Genomic DNA, 22,442 nt, shown 5'->3' with positions numbered 1-22,442 from the left:
TATGGACGAAGACGCCCGCTTCGAGCGCGAAGTTGTGGTAGCCCTCGACGGTGAGGTCATAGACGTCGGCGGTCTCGGTCAGCGGTTCAACCGACACCACCGTGTGGTTGACGAGCGACGCTGCTTCGCGCAGGCACTCCAGGTCGCCTTCGTAGCACTGGAGAAGACGATCGAAGCGCAGACCTGTGCGGGCGGTGCTGAGCCGCGTGGTCTCGTAGGCCTCAGCCGGCTCCGTGTCGGACAGCGACATCAGCGGTGCAAGACGCCGAAGAGCGGCTAGCCTGCGGCCTTCGTTCTGCTGGGCGACGCGCTCCGCTCGGGGAACCGTCTCCACGTACCGCGCGCGGCCCGCCTGAGCGGCGGCCAAGTGCCCGTTCGACGGGTCGCTCAGCCGCGTTCGCATCCGAACCGAATGACGCTCGCCGAACTCGGGATTCTGTCGGTGCCACGTGATCACCGCGGCCCGCCGGCGCTCACGCTCCGCGGGGTCGGCGAACTGCTGGATGGTGAGCTTCGACCGCCACGCCAGCAGTTCCTCGTCCTGCCACTGCGCCTTCGACCTCGCGCTCCACTCTGCTCGACGCGCGGGGTCGGCGAAGAAGGCGCGCACCCGGGCAGCGGCCGCCAAGCGATGCTCGGGATGTGCCCAATACTCGGCCTGCGGTTCCCGCATGCGGTCCACGTAGGCAGCCCGTTCGGCGTCGTCGAGAGAGGCGTACCAGTCCCGGAAGCCCTGCTCGATGCGCTCGCGGAAATCCGGATCGGAGTTCAACGCGGCGAGACGGTTCAAGCATGCCTCGCGGAAACCGGGGTCCTTCCACTGCGCGGACAACACCGCGGACTTGAACTCGAGTCCACCCTTGTCCAGCCAGGCTCGATACCCGGCGTGAACGTGCTCGCCCATCATCGAGGCGTGCAGCGCCGAGTGGTCCTCCCACGTCATCCGCCGCAGGTTGCGCGGGTCGTTGTTGCGGTTGTCCACGTCGACGTGGTGGCGGACGTTGCCGTTGTCCGTGCTGTCGGTGCCATGCCGCAGGTTGTACGCGTCCGCGAGATAGTGGGTGTAGACCCATTCCTCGCGGTCGTTCATCCAGACTTTCTCGTAACCTTCCAGCTTGTCGCCTGAGGACTTCGCCGAGAGAGATCGGTAGAGCGGCATCAGAGAGTCGTCCGGCCGCAACGCGTCCGCGCGCCGGTAGGAACCGTCGCGGAGGCGGAAGCGGTGGTCCGGGGTGCAGCGGACGAATTCGCCATTGTCCAGGGTCACCCGAACCAGCGGGGCACCACGTTTGGTGAGTCGGGGCTCCACCAGCGGGGCCACCACAACGCGGCCCGCCTTGTTCGTGGTGTAGCCGAAATGCGTGACCCCGTGGGCCCAGTCGGCGGCCAGGTCCTCGAAGGACATGCTCCGCCCGGACGCCAGCGCGACCATGGTGTCACCGGTGAAACAGCCCAACGCGCTGTCGCCCTCGACGAGGAACAGCTCGCTGCGGGCGACTCCGGTGGCGCGGCAGTCGACCAGTTTCGGTGGCATGGCCGCGCCCTCGAGCGCCGTCTTGCGGCGGGCGGCGTCCTTCTGCTGTTTCTGCGCGACCCGCACGCGGCCCGCGTCGACGATCTTCTGCAGGACGACCTTGGCTTCGGACTTCGTCTTGCGGTCATCGATCCAGGCCTTGAGGTGGCGCTCGACGACCCCGCCGATGACCTTCGTGATGCCCGCGGTCGACAGTTCATCCTTGGTCTGCGAGGTGAACTGCGGTTCCGGGATGCGCACATGGACGACCGCCGTCATGCCTTCGAGCACGTCGTCGAGCGTCGGGAGGTCTTCCTTGGGCTTGAGCAGGCCGCGGGTGCGGGAGATGGCGTCCTGCAGCGCTTTCACCGCCGCGCGCTCGAAGCCCTTGCGGTGGGTGCCGCCGTGCATGTTGCGGATGGTGTTGGTGAAGCACTCGACGGTGCGCTCGTAGCCGGTGCCCCAGCGCAGCGCGACCTCGACCTCGGCCTTTCGCTCCACTTTGGACCGCATGACGCCGTTCTCGTCGGCCGCGTTCTCCAGGTAGGTGCCCTCGCCGAGGATCAGCAGGGTGCCCGAGACGGCGCGCTCGCTCGACGGGGCGAGGAAGTCGACCATGTCGGTCAGGCCGTTGGGGTAGTGGAACGACTCCTCGGAGATCGCGTCCTCGATGGCCGTGCGCAGCACGTATTTCACGCCGGGGACGAGGAACGCGGTGTTGCGAAGCTTGGCCCGCACCGCCTCGACGCCGAGTGCGGCGGCGTTCTCGAAGTAGCGCGCGTCGTACCAGTAGCGAATCGAGGTCCCCGTGGCCTCGCCGCGCTTCATCTTGCCGACGATGTTGAGGCCGGACTGGCGGGTGAACTTCGCCTTGGAGCCGGGTCCGTCGAACACCCCGGGCACGCCGTGGGCGAAGGACATCTGGTGGACCTTGCCCTCGCGCTTCACGGTGATGTCGAAGCGGTGGGACAGCGCGTTGACCGCGGAGGCGCCGACGCCGTGCAGGCCGCCGGAGGTCTTGTAGCCGGAGCCGCCGAACTTGCCGCCCGCGTGCAGCCGGGTGAGCACGAGCTCGACACCGGAGAGGCCGGACTTGGCGTGCACCCCGGTCGGGATGCCGCGGCCATCGTCGTCGACCTGGACGCTGCCGTCGGCGTGCAGGGTGACGAGCACCCGGGAGGCATGACCGGCGACACCCTCGTCGGTGGAGTTGTCGACGATCTCGCTGAACAGGTGGTTGATGCCCCGGCTGTCGGTGGAGCCGATGTACATGCCGGGCCGCTTGCGGACCGCCTCCAGACCCTCCAGATGGGTCAGGTCGTCGGCCCCATAGAGGGTCTCGGCTGTCACTGGCTCGCTCTCCCGGCTCGTCTATCGCTCGAACAGGTGTCCAAGGTACCGGAGGCCGTCCCCGACCTTTGGCAACCTGGCCGTACCGATCCGATCCGAGTACCCGCGGTAACTCTGTGAAATTCCCGCCCCACCCGCGGATCTTGACGCCATCCGGACCCCGACTTATGGTCTAGACCATCCGAGCACCCTTGAGGCAGCAGGCGTCCCACTGCTCCCGCACCGTGCCCCGCGGCACGGAACAGCCGCTGTGGAGGACCCTGTGAAACGTCGATTCGCCCTGGCCGCCGGAGCCTGTCTCGCCCCACTCCTGCTGGTCGTCATCCCGGCCACCCCGGCTCTCGCCCACGGCTATGTCTCGTCCCCCGCCAGCAGGCAGGCCATGTGCGCGCAGGGGAAAGTGCCCGACTGCGGCCCGATCGTCTGGGAGCCGCAGAGCGTCGAAGGACCCAAGGGTCAGCGCAACTGCCACGCCGGGCTGAGCCAGTTCGCCCAGCTCAACGACGACTCGCGCAACTGGCCCACCACGTCGGTCAGCGGCCGGGTCACCTTCAACTGGGTGATCACCGCCCGGCACTCCACCCGCGACTGGGAGTACTACATCGGCAACACCCGCGTCGCGTACTTCAACAGCGGCGGCGCCCAGCCCGGGGCGACCGTGAGTCACCAGGTCGACCTCAGCGGGTTCTCCGGCAGGCAGAAGCTCCTGGCGATCTGGAACATCGCAGACACGCCGATGGCCTTCTACTCGTGCGTCGACCTGCAGATCGGCGGCGGCACCACGCCCCCGACCACCACCACTCCCCCGACGACCACTCCCCCGACCACGACTCCACCGACCACCACCAAGCCGCCGACCACGACCCCGCCGTCGAGCGGGACCTGGACGCCCGGCACGGCGTACGCGACCGGAGCGGTGGTGACCTACAACGGCGCCTCCTACACCTGCAGGCAGGGCCACACGGCGCTGTCGGGCTGGGAACCCGACGTCACCCCCGCGCTCTGGCTGCGGAACTGACCATGGCGCGCCGCGTCCTGGCCGCCCTCACGGCCCTCGCCGTCCTCGCCGGATGCGGCGCGCCCACCTCAGCCCCCACGAGCGCCCCGGTGCCGGGCGCTGAGTTCAACGACACCGATGTGATGTACCTGCAGATGTCCATCGCCCACCACCGCCAGGGCATCGACCTGGTCCGGCTCGCCGCCGGGCGGCCGGTGCGGGCGCAGGTCGGCGAGTTGGCCCGGGCGATCGAGCTGACCCAGGCCGAGGAGGTCGAGTCGATGACCAAGTGGCTGGCGGAGTGGGGCAAGCCCGCCGACGCCGACCCGGACCCGGGCGCGCACGAGGCGCACGGCGGGCTGCCGGTGACCGCCCCCGACACCATCGAGAGCCTCAGGACCACCACCGACGGCGAGTTCGAACGCCGCTTCGTCACCGTGCTGACGGGGCATCAGCACGGTGCGGTGGAGATGGCCCGCGCGGAGTTGGCGGGCGGTGTCAGCCACTCCGCGCGGGCGCTCGCCGACCGGGTCGTCCGGTCCCGCAAAGGTCAGATCCAGCAGTTGCTCAGCCTGACCGGCCCGCCCTAGGTCCTGTCCTGCAAGTCCGGTGCGCGGGATTCGTGATCCGGGTGGTTCCTGGGCGCGCGCCGGCGTGGGAGCCGCTCGTACCGAGTTGTACTTGGGCTTCGCGCCGGTGCGGCCAGGGGCCGCCCGGGCGCGAATAGCGCGTGCCGGACTTGCAGGACAGGACCTAGTCCACAGTGGATGTCGTACCGCGGTGCTACTCGGCTCGCCGGAACCCGTACGCGCGTTCTACTTTCGAGATCCTCAGCTCGAAGCCGGAGTACCACTCCGCGCGGCCGCGCGCGCGTGCGGCGGCGTGCTCGGCGTTGTCGCGCCAGGTCTTGATGGCGGCCTCGTCGGTGAAGTAGGCGACCGTGATGCCCAGGCCGTCCTCACCTCGCGCGCTCTCGTGGCCCAGGTAGCCAGGGCTGTCGGCGACCAGCTTCGACATCAGCGCGGCGGTCTCGTAGTAGCCGTCGTGGTCCGGCCGCAGGACCGAGGTGAAGACCACGGCATAGTAGGGCGGTTCGGGCGTGCTCGCGATTTCCCCAGTGTCCATGTCCGACATTCAACCAGCGGTTCACCCGGTGCGGTCCCACGATCGGTCAGAGGTGTGCACCCGGTGCGCCGCTTGGAGATCATCAGCACTAATCTTCGACGGCATGGCGGGCGTGGAAGAGATCCGGACAGGGATCGCGGTGGCCACCGAAAAGGCCCAGGCAGGTATCGCGGCGATTTCACAGGCGTCGCTCCAACTAGACGAGGCGCGCAGCGCTTTGGCGACGGCGACACAAGGCAGTGGTCAGGCGGACGTGGCGCAAGCGCACGGTCTGCTGGCGGAGGCACTGCAGGTGCTCGCGGGAGCTCAGGCGACGGTTCAGGCGAGCATCACCACCGCCGAGGGCTACGCGGCACGACTTTGACGATCTCGGAGCTGGCCGAGCAACTGCGCGGGGTGTCCGACGCGTTGGACCGGACCGCCGCCTACACGGCGGCGGCCGTGCCCTCCCTCGAGGACGCCAAGGCGGTCCTCCTCGGGGTGAAGCGGGCCGAGGACGGCTGGTACCCGGCGGAACTCGACCTCGCGATCGCCGAGGTGAACCGGGCGAGTGAGCTGATCGCGCGCGGGCGCCAAGCCGTGATCGACTATCTGATGAGGCTGTAGATGCTGGGCAAGGGCGAGCGTCGCAACCGGGCCGAGCAGGCGCTGGCGGAGCTGCGCAGCGTGCTGGGGCTGGCGCTGGGCGCGGCCCAGAACCGGCGGGCGCGGGCCGAGACCCGCAAGCGGCAGCTGGAGTTCGAGCGGGCCGTCTACGGGATGGGTCTGGCGACGGCCGCTCGGGATTCCGCCCTGATGGCGAGCGTGGCGGACGACCCGGCGCGGCGCGCGGTGTGGCAGCGGGTGACGGCTGAGCGGGACCGCAACTACGCGGAGTGGCACGAGAGCGGCCTCGGCGCGGTCCGCGAGGTGGTGGCCGCCGAGGCGGTGGGCCCGGCCGGGCTGTCGTGGGAGGACTGGCTCGGTCAGGTCGGGCGCGACCCTGGCGCCTCGGCGCCGCGGCTGTGGCGGATCGGGTCGGCGCGGGTGGAGCACGCCCCGCCGGAGCACGGGTTCCCGCTGGCGGTGCCGCTGCTCGACGTGGGGCACCTGCGGCTGAACTCGGTGACCGACAGCCGGGCGGCGGTGGACTCGATCGTGGAGTCGCTGCTGGTCCGGATGCTGAGCACGTTCGTCCCGGGCGCGATCCGGGTGCACCTGTGGGACATCGGCCACCTGACCGGACCGCTGCCCAGGCTGCACCCGCTGACGGCGGCTGGGCTGATGGTGGTGCACGACCCGACCCGGCTCGACGACCTGCTCGCCGGTCTCGCGGGGCATATCCGCAAGGTGCACGCGGCGTCGCTGCGCCACGGCGCGGGCTCGCTGCGGGAGACGTGCGCGGCGGCGGGCAAGCGGGTCGAGCCGTGGCAGGTCGCGGTGCTCTTCGGCAACGGCGAGCGGCCCGCGGACGAGCTGTACCGCGAGCTCAACCGGGTCGCGCGCACCGGGCCGGACGCGGGGGTGCACCTGATCCTCGTCGACGTGCCGGTGGCGGCGAACAGTCCGATGGAGACAGTCACGTTCGTCGACGGCGAGCACGCGACGAGCAGCATGACCGGGCCGGGCGTGGTGGTCCGGGCCGACGCGCCCGCACCGGCGGCGTCGGTGAGCCGGGCGGCGAGCGCGATCGGCGAGGTCGTGCTGTCGCGGCGCGGCAGGCCCCGCACGTTCGCCGACCTGCTGCCGGACACGCTGTGCCAGGAGTCGGCGCGCGACGAGTTGCGCACACCGGTCGGGTTCCACGACGGCTCCCCCATCGAGGTGGTGATCGGCGACGCGACGCCGCACGCGCTGGTGGCGGGGCCGAGCGGGTCGGGCAAGACGAACTTCCTCTACGCGATGCTCGGCGGTCTCGCCGCCCGGTACCCGCCGTCCGAGCTGGAGCTGTACCTGCTCGATTTCAAGGAGGGTGTCTCCTTCGCGGGCCTGACTCCGGGCCGCAAGGACCCGAGCTGGCTGCCGCAGGCGCGGCTGGTCGGGGTGAACGTGAACACCGACCGCGAGTTCGGGTTGGCGCTGCTGCGGTTCCTGGCCGAGGAGCTGGCCCGGCGGGCCGAGGCGGCCAAGCGCCAGGAGGTCACCAAGCTCGCCGAGCTGCGGGAGGCCGACCCGGACGGGCACTGGCCGCGCATCGTCGCGGTCATCGACGAGTTCCAGGCGCTCTTCGGCGGCCGCGACCAGATCACCCAGCAGGCGGCGTCGCTGCTGGAGGACGTGGCGCGGCGTGGGCGTTCCCAAGGCATCCACCTGGTGCTCGCGAGCCAGGACATCGCGGGCATCGAGGCGTTCTGGGGCAAACCCGCGGTCTATGACCAGTGCACCCTGCGGATCGCGATGCCGAAGGCGAAGCGGGTGCTCGCCGAGCACAACAACGCCTCGGTCACACTGCCGCGCTGGCACGCGGTGCTCAACCACGAATCCGGTGTGGCGCACGGGAATGAGATCGCGCACATCCCGGACGCGTCGAGCCGGGGGACATTCGACGCGCTGCAGCGCAGGCTGTGGGAGGCGCAGTCCTCCCCCGTGCCGCGGCTGTTCGACGGCGCCCACCAGCCCGAACTGCTCACCGCGGCGGCGTACGCGAATCCGACCGGTCCCGTGCTGGGCCAGGTCATCGACGTGGCCGACCAGTCGGCGTGCCCGCGGCTGGACCCGGTGCCCGGCCGCAACCTGGCCGTCCTGGGGACGGCAACGGCGGACGCTCTGTCCATTATGGAGAGTGCCGCGCTGTCGCTGGCCCGGCTGCACGCGCCGGGGACGTGCGACTTCAGCCTGTGGTGCCCGGTGGCGGCGCTGCACGAGCGGGTCAAGCGGCTGGCCGAGGTGCTCACCGGTCTGGGGCACGAGGTCGATCTGCGGACCGGCGAGGACGTCGCGACCCTGACGGAGGAATCCGCTCAGCGTCCGCGTTTCGTGTTCTTCTACGCCGTCGACGCGGCCCACCCCTGGCTTGAGGTCAAGGAACCGCCGCTGATGCGCAGCGGGCTCGACCGACTGCGGTCGCTGCTCAAGAACGGACCTGCCGCCCACGTGCACACAATCGGGTGGTGGCGCGGGGTCGGCAGGCTCAAGGACACCCTGGGCTTCGGCGGCACCGACGACGTGGGCGCCTGGGTGGCGCTTGACGTGCAGGGCCAGGAGCTCAACAGCATCGCGGCCGGTCAGCTCGTCGACTGGTCGCCGCGCCCGCACCGCGCCGTGTTCTTCGACCGCACCACGCACGCCCGGCCGCAGGTCGTGATCCCGTTCGACACCTCGACCGCGATGGACACCGCATGACCGACGACCCGAGCGCGCGCTACAAGGAGCTCCTCGACACCGCGCACCGAGCGGCCCGCACGCACTCCGAGCACGAGCGGGCCCGCTCGCTCGCCCTGATCGGCGAGATCGCCGCCGAGGACAAGGAGATCGGGGCGGCGAAGGAGGCCGAGGCGAAGGTGACCGAGGAGGTCACCGGCTGGTGGCGGCGGCAGGTCGCGGCGCCGCTGGCCGACGTCAGCTGGCTGGCCCTGGGGTCGCTGCCCGCCGCGGACCCGAGCGCGGACCCGGAGAACCTCAAGGACTACCTCGCGCACATCGAACCCGCGACCGACGCGCTCAACACCGCCGTCCGTCGCGCCAGTTGGCCGCGTCGCCGTTGACCGCTGGCGGGCTCGCACGGGCGCGGGCAGGATCGGGGGCATGGAAACCCGACGGATCGGCAAGGCCGAGGTCAGCGCCATCGGACTGGGCGGGATGCCGCTGTCGGTCGGCGGCAGGCCGGACCGCGAGCGCGCGTTCGCGACCATCCGAGCCGCGGTCGACGCCGGGGTCACGCTCATCGACACCGCCGACGCGTACTCGCTCGACGAGACCGACTTCGGCCACAACGAGGAGCTGATCGCCGAGGCGCTCAAGGGTGTCGACGCGGACGTGCTCGTCGCGACCAAGGGCGGGCACACCCGCGGTCCGGGCCGAGCTTGGGGCCTCGATGGGCGGCCGGAATACCTGCGCCAAGCCTGTGACGAGTCGCTGCGGCGGCTGGGCGTCGAGGCGATCGGGCTCTACCAGTTCCACCGCCCCGATCCGGCCGTGCCGGTCGCCGAGTCGGTCGGCGCGCTGGCGGAACTGCTCGACGCGGGCAAGATTCGGCTGGCCGGGGTGTCGAATTTCGATCCCGCGCAAATCCGCGAGGCGAACGACATCCTGGGCGGGCGGCTGGCCGCGGTGCAGAACCAGTTCTCACCGGCATTTCGCGGCAGCGAGCCGGAATTGGCGCTGTGCGCGGAACTGGGAATCGCGTTCCTGCCGTGGAGTCCGCTCGGCGGCATCGGCGGTGCCGCCGATCTGGGCAACCGGTTCCAGCCGTTCGCCGACATCGCCGAGGAGCGCGGCGTCAGCCCCCAGCGGGTGTGCCTGGCCTGGATGCTGGCCAAGGCGCCGGTGGTGATCCCGATTCCGGGGTCGTCGCGGCCGGAGAGCATCCGCGATTCCGCCGCTTCGGCGGACCTGCGGCTCGACGAAACGGAGATGGCTCGGCTCAATGGTTCGGCGTCCCATTGATCCGGTGCGAGGGATTTCCCTTACGCCATCACATTTTCCCAGTTGGTCCATACAGCAAAGCTATGTCTTGATGGGATTGGTGGAACTGGTGCCTTCCGGGCAATCTGGCGGAAATCCTCTCGTCCCAGGAGGTTGTCCATGTCCCCAACTCGACGAACCGCGACCATGCTGGGCCTCACGGCGGCCGCCACGGCCGCCGTGCTGCTCAGCGCCCTGCCCGGCTCCGCCACACCGAGCGCACCCGCCCCCGCCGCCGAGGCGGCGACCGGCCCCACCTACGTGTACCGGGTCACCGGCGGCGCCGCGAAGGCCGACGCCCTGCTGACCGCGGGCTTCGACGTACTCGAAGACCGTGACGGCGACGACCTGTTCGTCATGGGTCGCAACGACACCGGCGGCAGGCTGCGCGGCGGCGGCTTCCGGGTGTCCATCGAACAGGTGCTCGCCCCGCCGAAGTGGATTCCCCCGGCCCGCAGCGGGCAGGCGGCGGTGCTCGACGCCGCGGCCGCCGAGGAGACTTACTACGGCGGCTACCGCACGGTCAACGCCCAATACGCGCACCTGAACCAAGTCGCGAGCGACCACGCCGCGCTCGCCACCGTCGTCGACTACGGCGACTCGTGGCGCAAGACCCGCGGCGCGGGCGGCTACGACCTCAAGGCCATCTGCATCACCAAGAAGGCGGCGGGCGACTGCGCCCTGAGCACCAGCGCGCCCAAGCCGCGGCTGTTCGTGATGGCCCAGCTGCACGCCCGCGAGCTGACCACCGGCGACGTGGCGTACCGCTGGATCGACCACCTGACCGACGGCTACGGCGTCGACAGTCAGGTGACGTCGCTGCTGAACTCGACCGAGGTGTGGGTGGTGCCGATCGCCAACCCGGACGGCGTCGACATCGTCCAGCGCGGCGGCGGGTCGCCGTACACGCACCGCAAGAACGCCAACACCACCTACGGCCCGAACTGCGGGACGACCGGCGGCACCAGCCAGATCGGCATCGACCTCAACCGCAACACCAGCTCCGGGTACGGCACCGGCAGCAGCACCAACCCGTGCTCGGAGACCTACCGCGGCCCGAGCGCGAACTCCGAGGTCGAGACCAAGGCGCTGCAGCAGCTGTGGCGCAGCCTGTACAAGGACCGCCGCGCCACCGGCACCTCGGCCGCCGCGCCCGCCGACACGACCGGCGTCGTGATCAGCATGCACAGCTACTCGAACATGGTCCTTTTCCCGTGGGGCTTCAGCTCGACCTACCACACCGGTAACGACGCGAGCCTGCGCGCGATGGCCAAGGAGATGGCGCGGATCGCGGGGGGCTGGCGCTACGGGCAGCCCGGCGAGATCCTGTACAACGCGGGCGGCTCCACCGACGACTGGGTCTACGACGACTTGGGCGCGGCGAGCTTCGTGTGGGAGATCGGCAACACCAGTGGCGGCTGCGCCGGGTTCCTGCCCGCGTACTCCTGCCAGAGCGGCACGTACTGGCCGAAGGTGAAGCCGATGCTGACCTATGCGGCGAGCAAGGCGGCCCGCCCGTACGGGCCGTGACCAGGTAAGACCACCGGGGTGGCCAGGCCGTCAGGGGCGACCGTCACCCCACCCGCGACCGGTGATGCGAGCACCGCCGCGGGTCCGCAGGAAAGGCGAGAGCCGGACGTACCTCACACGCCCGGCCCTCGCCTTTCCGTAATCTTGATGGCGAATCGCGGAACTCCACGCGGCCGGGTCGCGGTACCCGTGAGTAGTGCCCTACAGTGGGTCACGTCTCGCCGGTTAGGCGCCTCACCGGAGCGGGATGCGTTCGCGGGTCTATGCCCTCGCTGTGACCCGAGCGCCGGGTCTGGCCGTGTCATGCAGGGGCTCGGCCAGACCCTGAGGCCCTTGTCGGTGCCGGATGCGATGCTGTGTCGCATGACCGGATCGGACCCCAAAGCGGATCTTCACCGCTATCTGAACGTCGGCCGCGACTCGCTGCTGTGGAAGCTCGACGGCCTCTCCGAATACGACATCCGCCGCCCGATGACGCCCACGGGGACCAACCTGTTGGGGCTGGTCAAGCACCTCGCCGGGTGCGAGATCGCCTACTTCGGCGACACGTTCGGCAGGCCGTTCGAGCAGACTTTCCCCTGGATGAGCGACGACGCCGAACTCAACGCGGACATGTGGGCGACGGCCGACGAGTCGCGGACCGGGATCCTCGGGCTGTACGAACGGGTGCGCGCGCACTCGGACGCGACGATCTCGGCGCTGACCTTGGAGTCCGCGGGGCGGGTGCCGCACTGGGCGGCGGACCGCGGCGAGGTGACGCTGCACCGGATCCTGGTGCACATGATCGCCGAGACCCACCGGCACGCCGGGCACGCGGACATCGTCCGGGAACTGATCGATGGAGCGGCCGGTCTTCGCGTCGGCGCCGACAACATGCCCAGCGACGATCCGGGTTGGTGGTCGGAGTACCGCGAACGGCTCGAAGCGACCGCCCGCGAGGCTCAGTAGAGCTGACACTCCCACTCAGTGAGCAGGCGGAATCAGAGGGGGATGTTGCCGTGTTTGCGACGTGGCGCCTGCTTGCGTTTGGTGCGGAGCATGGCCAGGCCCCGGGCGATGGCGGCGCGGGTTTTGGCCGGGTCGATGACGTCGTCGATGAGGCCGTGTTCCGCCGCGTAGTACGGGTGGGTCAGCTGGTCGGCGTACTCGGCTCGGAGGGTGTCGCGGAGGGTTTCGGGGTCGGGGGTGGCGGCCAGTTCTTTGCGGAAGAGGATGTCGACCGCTCCGGCGGCACCCATGACGGCTATTTCGTTGGTGGGCCAGGCCAACGCCAGGTCGGCGCCGATGGAGCGGGAGTCCATGACGATGTAGGCGCCGCCGTAGGCCTTGCGGACGATCACCTGGATCCTGGGGACCGAGGCCTCGCAGTATGCGTACAGGAGTTTCGCGCCGTGGCGGATGACGCCGGCGTATTCCTGTTCGGTGCCGGGCAGGAAGCCGGGGACGTCGACCAGGGTGACCAGCGGGATGGCGAAAGCGTCGCAGAAGCGGACGAAGCGGGCGGCTTTCTGGGCCGCGGCGGCGTCGAGGACGCCTGCGAGGACCAGCGGCTGGTTGCCGACTATGCCGACCACCTCGCCGTCGATGCGGCCGAAGGCGCACAGGACGTTGGCGGCCCAGTTCTCGTGGACCTCCAGGTAGTCCTCGTCGTCGACGATCTCGGCGACGACCGAACGCATGTCGTAGGGCTTGTTCGGCTCGACGGGCACGATGTCGGCCAGCGCGGGCCGCACGTCGTCGACGGCGCCCTGGGTCGGGGCGGCGGGCGCGGTCTCGAGGTTGTTCGCGGGCAGCAGGGAAAGCAGGTACCGCACGTCCTCGAAGCAGCTGTCCTCGTCATCATGGACGAAGGTCGCCACCCCGGAGCGGGTCGCGTGCACGTCGGCACCGCCGAGTTCGGCGTGCGTGACCCGCTCCCCTGTCACCGCGGCCACCACGTCGGGCCCGGTGAGGTACATGTTCGACGTGTCGCGCACCATGAACGTGAAGTCCGCCAGCGCGGGCGAATAGGCCGCGCCACCGGCACACGGCCCGAGCACCACGCTGATCTGCGGGATCACCCCGGACGCCTCGACCTGGCGGCGGAAGATCCCGCCGTACCCGTCAAGGGACAGCACACCCTCCTGAATGCGCGCTCCCCCACTGTCGTTGAGCGCCACGATCGGCGCCCCGGCGGCGAGCGCGAGGTCCATCACCTTGTGGATCTTCGCCGCGTGCGCCGCGCCCAGTGACCCACCACAGATCGTGAAGTCCTGCGCGTAGACGAAAACCCGGCGCCCGTCGATGGTCCCGGACCCCACCACGACACCGTCGGAGTGCGGCCGCGTCTCGTCCACCTTGAGCCCGCGGGCCTGGTGCCTGCGGAACATCTCCAGCTCGGTGAACGACCCGGCGTCGAGGAGCAGCTCCAGCCGCTCCCGCGCCGTTCGCTTGCCCTGCGCCCGCATCCGCGCGTTGGCCTCGGGCTTCCCTTTGAGGACAGCCTGTTCCAACGCGTCCCGTTCGGCGCGCAGCAGCGGCATGGACCGGACCGGCGGCGCGGGGGGCGCGTCGACCCGACGCAAATGCCTGCCGGGCATCCGGTCCTGGATCGGAGGCGGCGGCGAGTCCGGTAACTCGAACTCCGGCGCGCTCATCGTGCGGTCCATAAGAGACAGACAACCACTCGACTCACCCTCGTCCCATCGGCGGGCGCCTCACTGCACCCGCACCCCTTACCGCCACTGCCATCCGGCCACCACGAGCGGAGCCGCGCGGACCACTTCAAGCCGACATGCCGCCGCGCCTACGCCGCGAACTGACCAGGCGCGCGACCGTCACCGGCGGGCCCGCGGTAAGCCTGCGCGATCTCCAACCAGGCCGTGGCCTCCGGGCCGGAAGCCGTGATCGACAAGTCGCTGTGATACCGCCGCCGGGTGACCAGCAGGCAGAAGTCCACCGCGGGCCCGGAAATCCGGTTCACCGCGTCGGCGGGTCCGAACTCCCACAGCGCCCCCGACGGCCCGGTGATCTCGAACCGGAACTCCGCGTCCGGTGTGGGCAGCTCGCGGGCGAGATACCCGAAGTCCCATGTCCGCACCGCGAACGCCACGAGGTGACGCAGCCGGTCGGAGAACGTCCGCCGAACCCCGAGCGCGTCGGCGATGTCCTGCCCGTGCCCGAAGAGTTCCATCATCCCCGCGCAAGCCAGAATGGCGGGCGGCAACGGCCGAACCAACCAGGGGACGACGGAGTCCGCCGGAACCGCGGCCAACGCCTTGATCGCGTTGTCCCGATCCGAACGCCAGCGAGAGAGCAGCACGTCGGTCGGATCACCGAGATACTGCGACATCGCCATGGTCACGTTCGCGTCGAAGTCAGGGCTCAACGTCTTGGCCAGGGCGCCGAAGGCGGCGGGGTCGGCCGCGGCCAGCCCGGCCAGCCGGAACGTCGCCGCGAGGTGCGCGACCTGGTGGGTGACCGTCCACCCCGGCGACGGGGTCGGCGTCCCCCACTGCTCGGCGGTGAGGCCCGCGACCATTCGGTCGACCTCTTCGCCCTCAACGGTCAGCGCGATGATCACGTCCTGCAGATCGGACACGGCGGTAGTCCTTTCGCGAGCGAATGACTTCCAGGATCCGCCAGGCCGCCGCGCGGGGTCGTCTCCACGTTTGCGGCCCGCACGGCACGCCTACGCCGCGTCGGCGGACGGCGCCTTGGACGAGGTCCCGGTGCCCCCGTACGGAGCCAACGCCCTGCGCAGCGCCGGCGGAACACGAGCGGGCACGGTGTTGGGGTTGGGTCCGCGCATGCACGCGATGCGCTGCACCCCTTGCGCCACAAGCGTCTCTCCTTCGTCGCGCAGCTTCACGTAGTCGAAGGCGAACTGGACCTGGGTCTGGGTCAGCTCGTCGAGCCGCAGGCGGATCGACAGGTCGTCGAAGACGGTGATCTCGGCGAAGAATTCGCATTCGGCCTTGAGGGTGAACAGCTTCAGGTCCCCCTGGACCTCCTTGAGGACCTCCGGCGCCTCGGTCTTGAGGAACTTCTCCCGGCACAGTCCCTGCCACCGCAGGTAGTTGACGTAGTAGACGTTGCCGACGAGATTGGTCTCCTCGAAGCCCACCGTGTGCCGAAGCTCGAAGTAGTCCGCCATCAGGGTTCCTCTCCGGACAGGACCGCGAAGACGACCGGGTCGGCGCGGCCCTTGACCGTCGTGACCCACGTCGCGATCTTGGCGCCGCCCGCGCACAGCACCACCCAGCGATCGGGGTGCACGCGGTCGAGAGTCAGCGTCTGGCCGGCGGTCCCGGACTTGCCCAGTGCCCGCAGCGCACCCCGGATCCGGGTGCCCGCGACCGCGGCGCTGTCGGCTGCCTCCGCGGCGAGCAGGTCCCGCAGGGCGCGCTGATCGGCGTCGAGCGGGCCCGGCCAGTCCGCTTCGGCGGCGGATTCGACGGCGGATTCGACGGCGGATTCGACGGCGCAGCCGAGCCCGCCGGAGCCGGCGACCACGAAAGTCAGGCCCACACCGTGCGACAGGGTGACGCCGTCGGGGAGGCGGCGCACCCCGACGGTCCGCCCGAGCGCCCTGCTGACGGCGAGTGCGGTCTGACGTCGCCCCTTGGCGTCGGGCTCGACGACGACCGACCGGCTGCCGCCGAGCACCCGCTCCAGCGAACGCTCCACAGAGGACCCAAGCAGGGCCGGAATCCACGGGGCACCCTCGCGGCGGCCGACAGACCGCAGCACCAAACCTTCCCAGCGCTCCACGACCTGGCCATCGGGCGTGCGGACGTCGACGTCGTAGGTGTGGCTTTCGCCGTCCTGGCAGCGCTCTCGGGCGTCCATGACCACGAACTCGGTGTCCGGTTCGGGCCGCTGCGCCAGGTAGAGCCGCTCGACGCCGTGCGGGACCAGGACTTCATCGGGCACAGCGCACTCGATGGCGTGCATGACCGCGTCGCGGGTGCCGGGGTCGGCCAGCAGCAACCGCCGCGGCAGGTGCGCGGCGAACCACGGGGCGGGCGAAGCGGTGCCCAGTTCGGCCACCACGTGGCGCGCGCTGACCTTGCGGTAGGCCCGCACCCGCTGGAACCGCTCGCCCTGGAACAGGACACTGCCGTACAGCTCGGTCGTCGGGTCCAAAGCGACCGCGGGGATCCGCGGGTCGGGATTGTCCGACCGCGGCGGATCCGGCCGTACCTTCAGGGTGGCGCGGAAGTGGTCCGCGCTGAATCCGCTCTCCTCGCCGCGCACCGCGACGTCGACGGTCTCGGCGTCGCGGACCAGCGCGGCGAGCCGGATCTTGGTGGACCCGCCGGGCCGGACGGCGATCGGTCGGAGGAACTCGACGTTCTCCAGCAGCGGCGCGCTTTCCGAGCCGGTGAGCGCCGCACCGACCTGGGTCATGGCCTCCATGGCGATCGCGGCCGGGAAGAGCAGCTCGCCGTCGAGCAGGTAGTCCTCCAGGTATGGGTCGTCGCCCGCGGAGAGTTCCACCTCGGTGATCAACTCGATGCCCGGATAGTGCGCGACCACTTGGTCGACGAACCGGGTCATCGTCAGCTCGATGTCCTCCATCACGGGCAGTCCGGCCGTGCGGCCGCTGACGACCAGCACCGGTCCGGCGCCCGGGTCGGCCAGCACCTCACGCAGGACGGCGATGCCCTTCTCGGGGGAGATAGGGGTGATGCCGTCGCGCACGAGGTTCTCGTCCGTGCCCGCGTCCGACCACGCCGACCACTTCAGCGCCAGCACCCGGGCTTTCGGGTGCTCCCGGCCGAAGTCGACGGTCAGCTCGGACATCCAGTCGTTCGCCGTGGGGTAGTGCGCCGCACCGCGCGGACCGGACCGGCCGAAGGTGACCAGAAGCTTGATCTTGTCCTGGTCCACCGCGTCGAGCACCGCGCGCAGTTCGGCGACCTCGGGCGCGGACGTCCGCTCGAAGTCCTTATCGGACAGACAGGCCGGCGTGCCGTGCAGGAACGCGGTGACCGGTCCCAGCTCGGCCTCGAATCGCGCTACCGCCGTGGCGACCTCCTCCACGGAGGTGAGGTCGGCCCGCTCGTAGCGGTAGGTCACACCCGCGGCCGCCATCCGGGCCAGGTTCCCGGCCAGCTCGGCGTCCTTGGTCGGGTCGGTCCCACCGAGCAGCGCCAGCTTGGCCGAGGAGTCCTGGGCGATGGCCAGGGCGCACTCGGCCGTGATGCCCTTGCCGCCGCCGGTGACCACCAGGACGTCGGTGCCGTCGAGCGGCGAGGGTCCGATGGGACAGGCGGGCGCGGTCCGGGCCTTGAGCACCGGGACGGTGCGGGTGCCGTCGGCGCCGTAGCGAACCTCGGAGAACCAGTTGGTGGCAGCCGCCTCGCCGACGACCCGCGCGACGGACGTCCTGATCGAGTCCGGTGTGGACGGTTCGGTGTCGGCCAACCCGACGACCGTCGTGCGCGTCGTCGGTGCTTCCAGGCGCAGCGTCCGGGCGAGCTCGGCGGCGCCGAAACGGTGCTGCACGACGACGAACCGGCCTTCGTCGGCGGCGATGGCGGCCTTGCCCGCGGCGAGGACCAAGTCGACGTGCGGTTCACCGTCATTCGGCAGGCACAGCAGGACACCGTCGCCGATGCCCGCCTTCGCCAGCCCGGCGCCCAGCGGCCCGGCCAGCGGGTGGCCCTCCGGTGCGAACACCTGCCACTGCCCGGGCGCGCCGATACCGGCGGCGACCGACGGGCGCGGCTCCGGGACGTGGTCCACCGAGAACGGCCGGACCCAGGGGCCGCCCGGAGCGGTGTCGTCGACCCGCTGGGTCGGCGGTGTGGCGGTGCCCGCGTCCGCTGGGGTCGCGTCCGCTGGGGACAAGGGGGTGGAGCCCCCCGCGGACGCGACCCCGCCGCCACGGTCGTCCTGGTGGAGGGGGGCCACCAGGTCCGCGCCGATGGCGGGCGCGGCCTCGCACGGGCTCGACAGGGTGGTCAGCTCACCGTCGAGTGCGAGGAGCAATTGGTCACTGAACAGCGCGGAGGTGTCGACCGGCGCGCCGAGGACGAACGCCGCACCGACGACGGTGAGCAGCGGGCCGAGCGAGTCGCTGTCGGTGTCGAGGGCCAGGACGGGTTTGTCCGGCGCGATCTGCCCGAGCAGCCTGGTGAGGCCCGCGTCGGGGCCGACCTCGATGAGCAGGTCCACGTCGCGGGCGGCGCGGGCCGCGGCCTCGGTGAAGCGCACTGGGAGGAGCACCTGGTCGACCAGCAGGGCGCGCGCGTCGGTGTCGGGGTCGAGCACGTCGCCGGTGACCGTGGAGGCGACCTGGCGGACGAGGCGCTCGAAGGTCCGGTCGGCGAGTCGGTCGGCCATCGCATCCGCCGCCCGCCGCACCAGCGGCGAGTGGAACGCGTGCGGGACGTTGATCCGGATGGCGGTGACGCCCTCGGCCGCGGCCTTGGCGCACACCGCGTCGACCGCTTCTGCGGGGCCGGAGATGACGGCCTGGGTGGGGCTCTCGTACCCGGCGATCACCACCGGGTGGCCCGCCATCAGGCGCTCGGCACCCGCGGGGTCGATGACCAACGCGGCCATCCCGCCGCCGCCATCGCTGGCCTGGACCATGACCTGGCCGCGGATCTTGGCCAGCTCCTGCAGTTCGGGCCCGCCCATGGCGCCCGCCCAGGCCAGCGCCGTCAGCTCGCCGAGGCTGTGGCCCACGGCGATGTCGGCCTCGATGCCCAGGGTGTGCAGCACGCGCAGCCCGGCGAGCGAGCCGGTGACGACGCGCGCCTGCACGACCGCCTGCGTGGTCTGGTCGCCGGAGAGCGTGCCTGAGTCGAAGACATGGTCGGCGGCCGGGAACCGGCGGCGGAGGGCGCTGATTCCGCGTCCCGCGCCCCGGCCCGGGAACAGGAACCCCAGCTTCGGCGCGACTGTCCGGTTGTCCAGGAAGACACCCTCGGCCGGAGAGAACAGCGAGGTCTCCCCCGCGTCGAGCGCCGCGACCAGCCCGCTGAGCTTGCGCTCGGCGTCCTCGGGGGAGTTCGTCACCACCGCCGCGCGCAGTGGCCTGCCCTTCAGCTCAGTGGCGAGCGTGCCTGCGAGCGCGAACTCGTGCGCCCGGGCGGCGGCCCGCGTGAGCTGGTCGCGCAGCCGCTCGACATCGTCGGCGGCGAAAAGCAGCAGCTCGGGATCCTGGCGGCTCGACACGAGGGTGGTGATCAGATCCAGGATGCCCGCGGTGCCCCAATCGGAGACGCGGGCATAGATCTTGGCGCCACGGGCGATGGCATCGGACTCGCGCATCAGCACGACGACGCCCGCGCCCTCGCCCGGCCGGAAACCGTTGGGGTCCTGCATCTCGCCGGTGGCGGTCGCGCCGGTCTTGGCGGGGCCGACGACCTCGAACGGGTCGAGGGACAGGTCGAGGCCACCCGCGATGGCGACGTCCGTGTCCCCGTCGACCAGCGCCTTGGCGGCGGTGGACAGCAGCGACGACGAGCGTGCGGCGTCGACGGTGCAACCGCCGCCGAGGTCGAAGTGGTCGCGGACGCGCCCGGCGATAGTGCCGGTCAGGCCCCGCGCGAGGGTGTCGAGGGTGTCCACAGTCGCGCCGGAGAACTCGCCGGTGAGGCGGTAGCCGAACACGACCCCGGTGGCCTGCCTGGGCAGCCCGTGGCCCTCGGGGAAGCCGGCGTCGGCCAGCGCCTCGGTGGTCACCGCGAGGGCGAGCCAGTCAGCAGACGCGTTCTCCCGGACATCCTCCGGGGAACCCGCGTCGGGATGACGAAGACCGATGCCGACGATCGCGATCCGTTCACCGCCCATGCCTTCACCACCCCCGCACTTGAATGGACCATTTCGACAATTTCCGACACCGTGGACAAACAATGGTCACAATTGCTTCGCGAGTCCCAAGTTTGCGGCGGAATGCGAGCCGTGTCGTCTCCGGCCGTGCGCGCACCGACCTTCGATCCCGCGCCGTGTGGGTGACCCCTGATTCGGACAGCCCTCTTCCAACGTGCGTCACTTTTGTCGACCGACGCATTCCCGCCATCGTGCTCAGTACCATCTGCAGACTCGTAAGTCCGCTATTCGCAGGCACATCCTCCTTTATCCGAAAAGGACAGCGCATGAGCAGTGGCGATATCCGACAGGCGCGGGAGCCGGTCGCCGAGCAGGCATCGACCTCCACGTTCGTCAGCGGCGTCTTCCCACGGCGCCGGGGGCTGGTGATCGGTCTGAGCGCGCTGGTGGGCTTCCTCCTGACCGTGGTGTGGTCGGCGAAGTTCGTCGACAGCACCATCGGCGACAGCATCGCCGACACCATGTTGGGACACACGGCCAAAGGCGCCGAGATCGGCGGGATCGCGGGCGGGATCGCCTTCGCCTTCGTCACCGGGCTGGCGGGCACCTTCACCGCCTGCAACATCGCGGTTTTCGGTGCGATGACACCGATCCTGGGCACCACGACGACCCGCTGGAGCCGGGTTCGCGCCACCCTGCGGCCACTGCTCTGGCTCTCGGTCGGCATGACCGCGGTGTCGGCGACCTACGGCGCGATCGTCGGGCTCGTGGGCACGTCGATGCCGCAGTTCTCCACGGCCAAGAACGTCGCGGGCACGCTGTCGGGCCGCAGCATCCAGTCGATGATCGTCTTCGGCCTCATCGGGCTGACGATGGTCTACCTCGGTCTCGCCGCCCTCGGTGTCGTGCGTGACCCGTTCGCCAAGCTGTCCCAGCGCTTTCCCAACGCGCCCATGGTGTTCATGGGCGCGCTCGTCGGCGGGTTCCTGATCGGCAGGCCCTTCGGGTTGTTCCGGCAGCTGTTCCGCGACGCCGCCGAGAGCGGGAACGCGCTCTACGGCGCCGCCGCGTTCACCCTGCAATCACTCGGCAACATCCTGATCATGGTGGTGCTGCTGCTCCTGACCAGCGCGGTCCTGGGCGGCAAGCTGCGGCACTGGTTCGCCGCCGACCCCCGCCGGATGGCCGTCGTCACCGCGTCCGCGCTGATCGCCGCGGGCGTGTTCACCTTCCTCTACTGGGACGTTCGGCTGCTCGCCGGTCGTGGCATCCTGCCGTGGTATCCGCTCGCCCCTTGGACCTGATCGCGCGCCGACCGAGAAGAACGCCCCGCCGATTGACGATTCCGGCGGGGCGTTCTTCTTATCCGCAACCTGGGAGTTGTGCGGCGGATATCGGCCACCCGACCATGGTCGAGAAAGTGGGGTGACCTCCATGCCGACAATTCTCGGCACGCTGCGCAGAGTTCTCCTGACTCCCAGTCTCGCCGAGGTGACTTTCCGGGTCCGCGGCTTCCCGGGTGCGGACTCGCCCGCCGCTGAGACACTCGAGGCGATTCCGCGGTCGGTGATCTGCGGGTTCGAATGGGGTATCGAGGCGAAGACGCTGTGGGAGGTCGAACGGCGCCTGGCACTCGTCGAGCCGCAGCAGCGGGGCTTCGCCTACGAGGGCGCGGCGATGGCGGCCACCGTGCGCGACGCCATGGCGGGCGGGCGCGGGAAGCGGGCCAGGGAACTGCTCGACGGCCCCGGCGAGCCGCACCTCTTCCTGACCTACATCGGCATCGGGTTCGCCATGGCGCGGCTGCCGCGGGTGCTGTGGAAGAAGGTCATCCCGGACCTGGCCGAGTCGCCGTACCACCCCACGATGAGCTGGCTGGCCGTCGACGGCTACGGCTTCGACCGCGCCTACTTCCAGACCAAGCGCTGGGTCGACCAGCAGCGGGTGCCCAAGCCGTACGCCTGGGATGGCTCCGGCGAGTACTTCCTGCGGGCCTTCGACCAGGGTGTCGGCCGCGCGCTGTGGTTCATCAACGGCGCCCGTCCCGACGCCGTCACCGACGCGGTGAACCGGTTCGCCCCGCACCGGCACGCCGACCTGTGGAGCGGTGTCGGCCTGGCCTCGACGTTCGCGGGCGGCTGCGACGAACCCGGCCTCATCCGGCTGCGCGCGGCGTCCGGGGCGCACTGGGCGGAACTCGCGCTCGGGGTGGTGTTCGCGCTGAAGGCGCGGACCTACGCCGGGTTCACTCCCCCGCACAGCGAAGTCGCCGCCCGGGCCCTCACCGGGCTCTCGGTGTCGGCGGCGGTCGAGATCGGCGACAGCACCGAAGCCGATCCGTGGGGCACGGGCCTCGATCCCGCGTACGAGCGCTGGCGCGAGCGGATCCGCACCCGGCTCGTCACCGCCACCGTCAGCAAGGCGGCGGCCCAAACGTCCGTGGATCGAGTCCCCGAAGGGGAAGCGCTTGCCTGAAGACCGTGCCGTCGCGGCCCGCGGGATCAAGGTCGTCCGGCACCTCCGGCCGCACCCGCGTCCGGCGTGGATGTTCGACGA

16 protein-coding genes and 2 pseudogenes are annotated in these 22,442 nt (G+C 70.6%); 11 read left to right on the top strand and 7 right to left on the bottom strand.

What is annotated here, in order from left to right; translation table 11 throughout:
• Positions 1-4: 4 nt before the first annotated feature.
• Both ACUZ2Y_RS02465 and ACUZ2Y_RS02460 read right to left on the bottom strand, forming a co-directional pair.
• Positions 5-1,456: pseudogene (locus tag ACUZ2Y_RS02465) on the bottom strand (Hint domain-containing protein); the annotation flags it as partial.
• Positions 1,451-2,863 (bottom strand): annotated as a pseudogene (locus ACUZ2Y_RS02460) (ATP-binding protein); the annotation flags it as partial. The pseudogenes ACUZ2Y_RS02465 and ACUZ2Y_RS02460, both read right to left, overlap by 6 nt.
• Before the next feature lie 262 nt (positions 2,864-3,125).
• On the opposite strand from ACUZ2Y_RS02460, the gene ACUZ2Y_RS02455 reads away from it, so the two are divergent.
• Both ACUZ2Y_RS02455 and ACUZ2Y_RS02450 read left to right on the top strand, forming a co-directional pair.
• A complete protein-coding gene (locus ACUZ2Y_RS02455) occupies positions 3,126-3,881 on the top strand; it encodes a lytic polysaccharide monooxygenase (protein ID WP_476326473.1) in 756 nt (251 codons plus the stop codon).
• A 2-nt stretch (positions 3,882-3,883) separates the two neighbouring features.
• Positions 3,884-4,450 (top strand): DUF305 domain-containing protein, encoded by a 567-nt coding sequence (locus ACUZ2Y_RS02450; RefSeq protein ID WP_476326472.1) that lies wholly within the window; start codon positions 3,884-3,886, stop codon positions 4,448-4,450.
• 193 nt (positions 4,451-4,643) lie between these two features.
• Here ACUZ2Y_RS02450 and ACUZ2Y_RS02445 read toward each other — a convergent pair whose 3' ends face one another.
• Positions 4,644-4,985 (bottom strand): antibiotic biosynthesis monooxygenase family protein, encoded by a 342-nt coding sequence (locus tag ACUZ2Y_RS02445; RefSeq protein ID WP_476326471.1) that lies wholly within the window; start codon positions 4,983-4,985, stop codon positions 4,644-4,646.
• A gap of 103 nt (positions 4,986-5,088) precedes the next feature.
• Here ACUZ2Y_RS02445 and ACUZ2Y_RS02440 point away from each other — a divergent pair, with 103 nt between their 5' ends.
• The 7 genes from ACUZ2Y_RS02440 (at position 5,089) to ACUZ2Y_RS02410 (ending at position 12,065) form a co-directional block, all read left to right on the top strand.
• Positions 5,089-5,349, top strand: coding sequence for a hypothetical protein (locus tag ACUZ2Y_RS02440; RefSeq protein WP_091383600.1), 261 nt, complete (start codon positions 5,089-5,091; stop codon positions 5,347-5,349).
• Entirely contained in the window at positions 5,346-5,591 is a 246-nt protein-coding gene (locus ACUZ2Y_RS02435) for a hypothetical protein (protein WP_476326470.1), read from the top strand. Before ACUZ2Y_RS02440 ends, ACUZ2Y_RS02435 begins: the two co-directional genes overlap by 4 nt.
• A complete protein-coding gene (locus ACUZ2Y_RS02430; RefSeq protein WP_476326469.1) occupies positions 5,592-8,306 on the top strand; it encodes an FtsK/SpoIIIE domain-containing protein in 2,715 nt (904 codons plus the stop codon).
• The gene (locus ACUZ2Y_RS02425) at positions 8,303-8,668 is read left to right on the top strand and encodes a hypothetical protein (protein ID WP_476326468.1); all 366 of its coding nucleotides are present in this window, start codon (positions 8,303-8,305) and stop codon (positions 8,666-8,668) included. The genes ACUZ2Y_RS02430 and ACUZ2Y_RS02425 overlap by 4 nt, the downstream gene beginning before the upstream one ends.
• Before the next feature lie 40 nt (positions 8,669-8,708).
• Complete coding sequence (locus ACUZ2Y_RS02420) at positions 8,709-9,569, top strand: aldo/keto reductase (protein WP_476326467.1); 861 nt, start codon at positions 8,709-8,711, stop codon at positions 9,567-9,569.
• A gap of 138 nt (positions 9,570-9,707) precedes the next feature.
• Entirely contained in the window at positions 9,708-11,117 is a 1,410-nt protein-coding gene (locus ACUZ2Y_RS02415; RefSeq protein ID WP_476326466.1) for a M14 family zinc carboxypeptidase, read from the top strand.
• Positions 11,118-11,480: 363 nt separating this feature from the next.
• Positions 11,481-12,065, top strand: coding sequence for a DinB family protein (locus tag ACUZ2Y_RS02410; protein ID WP_476326465.1), 585 nt, complete (start codon positions 11,481-11,483; stop codon positions 12,063-12,065).
• Between the two features lie 32 nt (positions 12,066-12,097).
• Here the strand turns inward: ACUZ2Y_RS02410 and ACUZ2Y_RS02405 are convergent, their stop codons facing one another.
• The 4 genes from ACUZ2Y_RS02405 to ACUZ2Y_RS02390 all read right to left on the bottom strand — a co-directional run bounded on the left by ACUZ2Y_RS02405 (position 12,098) and on the right by ACUZ2Y_RS02390 (position 19,907).
• The gene (locus ACUZ2Y_RS02405) at positions 12,098-13,696 is read right to left on the bottom strand and encodes an acyl-CoA carboxylase subunit beta (RefSeq protein WP_476331525.1); all 1,599 of its coding nucleotides are present in this window, start codon (positions 13,694-13,696) and stop codon (positions 12,098-12,100) included.
• Positions 13,697-13,902: 206 nt separating this feature from the next.
• On the bottom strand, positions 13,903-14,697 hold the full coding sequence (locus ACUZ2Y_RS02400) for a TIGR03084 family metal-binding protein (RefSeq protein WP_476326463.1): 795 nt from the start codon (positions 14,695-14,697) through the stop codon (positions 13,903-13,905).
• 90 nt (positions 14,698-14,787) lie between these two features.
• Positions 14,788-15,252, bottom strand: coding sequence for an acyl-CoA thioesterase (locus ACUZ2Y_RS02395; RefSeq protein WP_476326461.1), 465 nt, complete (start codon positions 15,250-15,252; stop codon positions 14,788-14,790).
• Complete coding sequence (locus ACUZ2Y_RS02390; protein ID WP_476326459.1) at positions 15,252-19,907, bottom strand: acyltransferase domain-containing protein; 4,656 nt, start codon at positions 19,905-19,907, stop codon at positions 15,252-15,254. The genes ACUZ2Y_RS02395 and ACUZ2Y_RS02390 overlap by 1 nt, the downstream gene beginning before the upstream one ends.
• Before the next feature lie 305 nt (positions 19,908-20,212).
• On the opposite strand from ACUZ2Y_RS02390, the gene ACUZ2Y_RS02385 reads away from it, so the two are divergent.
• Together ACUZ2Y_RS02385 and ACUZ2Y_RS02380 are read left to right on the top strand one after the other, a co-directional pair.
• Complete coding sequence (locus ACUZ2Y_RS02385) at positions 20,213-21,190, top strand: hypothetical protein (protein WP_476326457.1); 978 nt, start codon at positions 20,213-20,215, stop codon at positions 21,188-21,190.
• A 130-nt stretch (positions 21,191-21,320) separates the two neighbouring features.
• Positions 21,321-22,361 (top strand): DUF1702 family protein, encoded by a 1,041-nt coding sequence (locus ACUZ2Y_RS02380; protein ID WP_476326455.1) that lies wholly within the window; start codon positions 21,321-21,323, stop codon positions 22,359-22,361.
• Positions 22,362-22,442: the final 81 nt, after the last annotated feature.

Source organism: Actinokineospora sp. UV203, assembly GCF_056323665.1.
This window is presented reverse-complemented; position numbering and strand designations above follow the sequence as displayed.

Bases quoted from the DNA above. Each gene is read 5' to 3' on its own strand.
- ACUZ2Y_RS02405 (WP_476331525.1), bottom strand. From the start codon at position 13,696: ATGCCCGGCAGGCATTTGCGTCGGGTCGACGCGCCCCCCGCGCCGCCG.
- ACUZ2Y_RS02440 (WP_091383600.1), top strand. From the start codon at position 5,089: ATGGCGGGCGTGGAAGAGATCCGGACAGGGATCGCGGTGGCCACCGAA.
- ACUZ2Y_RS02450 (WP_476326472.1), top strand. From the start codon at position 3,884: ATGGCGCGCCGCGTCCTGGCCGCCCTCACGGCCCTCGCCGTCCTCGCC.
- ACUZ2Y_RS02445 (WP_476326471.1), bottom strand. From the start codon at position 4,985: ATGGACACTGGGGAAATCGCGAGCACGCCCGAACCGCCCTACTATGCC.
- ACUZ2Y_RS02425 (WP_476326468.1), top strand. From the start codon at position 8,303: ATGACCGACGACCCGAGCGCGCGCTACAAGGAGCTCCTCGACACCGCG.
- ACUZ2Y_RS02380 (WP_476326455.1), top strand. From the start codon at position 21,321: ATGCCGACAATTCTCGGCACGCTGCGCAGAGTTCTCCTGACTCCCAGT.
- ACUZ2Y_RS02385 (WP_476326457.1), top strand. From the start codon at position 20,213: ATGAGCAGTGGCGATATCCGACAGGCGCGGGAGCCGGTCGCCGAGCAG.
- ACUZ2Y_RS02390 (WP_476326459.1), bottom strand. From the start codon at position 19,907: ATGGGCGGTGAACGGATCGCGATCGTCGGCATCGGTCTTCGTCATCCC.
- ACUZ2Y_RS02420 (WP_476326467.1), top strand. From the start codon at position 8,709: ATGGAAACCCGACGGATCGGCAAGGCCGAGGTCAGCGCCATCGGACTG.
- ACUZ2Y_RS02415 (WP_476326466.1), top strand. From the start codon at position 9,708: ATGTCCCCAACTCGACGAACCGCGACCATGCTGGGCCTCACGGCGGCC.
- ACUZ2Y_RS02410 (WP_476326465.1), top strand. From the start codon at position 11,481: ATGACCGGATCGGACCCCAAAGCGGATCTTCACCGCTATCTGAACGTC.
- ACUZ2Y_RS02395 (WP_476326461.1), bottom strand. From the start codon at position 15,252: ATGGCGGACTACTTCGAGCTTCGGCACACGGTGGGCTTCGAGGAGACC.
- ACUZ2Y_RS02430 (WP_476326469.1), top strand. From the start codon at position 5,592: ATGCTGGGCAAGGGCGAGCGTCGCAACCGGGCCGAGCAGGCGCTGGCG.